Source organism: Candidatus Aquicultor sp. (assembly GCF_054640775.1).
In genome coordinates, this window is sequence record NZ_JBTSLF010000345.1 from 1 (window position 1) to 1,797 (window position 1,797).

A 1,797-nucleotide genomic window follows, 5' to 3' on the forward strand; every position below is an offset into this window, starting at 1 on the left:
GTTGGAAGGTGCAATGTCTGCCGAAGGACAAGGACTTCGCCGCACAGGCTTGGACAGTGGAGAGTGGCGCAATTCTGGCGAATTCCATGGGGCACACGGACCACTTCTACATTCTGCTTTCGCCGGAGCGCGAATACGGAGACTTTGTACTGCGACTGCGTTTTCAAGTTGAGCAAGGCGTGACAGGTAACAGCGGGATTCAGATCCGCAGTCGCTACAACGCGGAAACCGGCTGGATGGAAGGGCCGCAGATCGACATCAGTCCGCCTGATCCGTCCATCACCGGCAAGCTCTGGAACGAAGGTCCCGGCGAGCATCGATGGTTGTCCAACGAACCAGTCGTCAATGGCAAGTTCTTCTATGCCGATCAAGGAAGTGGCTGGAATGATCTGGAGATCATGGCGGAAGGAACTCGCATCCGCTCGGTACTCAATGGCGTTACAGTCGTCGACTATGACGGCAGCGGTGTGCTGGACGACGAAATTCACCGGCAGGTAGGAGTCGGATTACGCGGCGAGATCGGGCTGCAATTGCACTCGTTCCACGAACTCAAGCTGCGTTTCAAGGATATTCGGATCAAGGAACTTGCTCCGGCAAAGTAAGTTCCTACTCCTACTCCTACTCGTGTTCCTACTCCTACTCCTACTCGTGTTCGTACTCGTACTCGTACTCGTGTTCGTACTCGCATTCCGCGTTGTTCGAGGTGCAATCGTTCACGAGCCGGGAGTTAATACGGTCGGTACAAGTTGATGCTACGTTCCGAGACGTAGCCGATCTTGACCGTCTTGGCGAGTTCCACGGCATCTGCCGGCCAGTAATCGGGAAGCGGCACGTCGGCCATGCGCATCGAGTCGACGTGTCCGTCGAGAAACGACACGTTGGCCACATCGGCATGGCGGAAATGGGTGCCTGGCGCGGTGAACAAATCGTAATCTTCAGGGCCCTGGATGAAGAAGTTTTCGGTGACTTTTAATACCGGATCGCCGGCCCACGGCAGCTGAATGCGGGCCGCGTCGGTCATCACGATCGTGCTGCCCGTCGCGCGGAAGTAGGCCAGTTTGCGCGTGACGATTTGGGGTGCGTAGTCGGGAGGCGGATACTTGGTGCAGCCGAGGTTCAGGTTATATCCGTAACCTCCCGTTTCGCCGCCGTACAGATACGTGATTGAGGGGTCCATGCTTGGGCAGCGAAACACGTTGCGGTTCTTTTCCAGGTACGGTGCCAGCGAGCCTGCAGAAGGTACGACCGTGTTGTTGGACCAATCGACTTCGCCAAACCAAGCCACCGACTTGGGCCAGCCCGGAAACGAAGCGACCGGCAACACGTTGCATGTGTCGTGGTACATGATCACGGCCAACGTGTTCTGCTTGAGATTATTCAGGCACTGGGTGCGGGCCGCAGCCAAACGTGCCGCCTGCACGGCGGGGAGCAGCAAGCCTACCAACACGGCGATAATGGCAATCACCACCAGAAGTTCAACCAGCGTGAAGGCGGTTCGGCGCGACATGAATCGACATTTCTCCATGGGGATGGCGTAACAAGACGAGTCTAAGTGCACCGCAGGGACCTGTCCAGCATGTCTTTGGTGTGGTCTTGCCCTCGGTTGCGAACCACACCGCTCTGTTGCGGGATTTCCCCCCCGATTTCTCACCCTTGCGTCGTTGCTTCGCTCCGGTCAGAGTGTGAGAATTGACAACGTCATCGGCGCGACTTGAATTTCGGGCGAAGTCAGCGCTGCCAGGCGACCGTGGACCTGCCGTGTGCCGGCGATTCAGCGAACCAAGTCGTCCGATTTGC

At 57.4% G+C, this 1,797-nt stretch carries 2 protein-coding genes; one reads left to right on the forward strand and one right to left on the reverse strand.

Translation table 11 applies throughout. The features are described 5' to 3' along the window. Positions 1 to 602, forward strand: a 602-nt coding sequence (locus tag ACYC56_RS15170) for a 3-keto-disaccharide hydrolase (RefSeq protein ID WP_461375009.1), incomplete at its 5' end; no start/stop codon positions are given. 125 nt (positions 603 to 727) lie between these two features. Here the strand turns inward: ACYC56_RS15170 and ACYC56_RS15175 are convergent. Then, entirely contained in the window at positions 728 to 1,507 is a 780-nt protein-coding gene (locus tag ACYC56_RS15175) for a prepilin-type N-terminal cleavage/methylation domain-containing protein (protein WP_461375010.1), read from the reverse strand. Positions 1,508 to 1,797 lie beyond the last annotated feature (290 nt).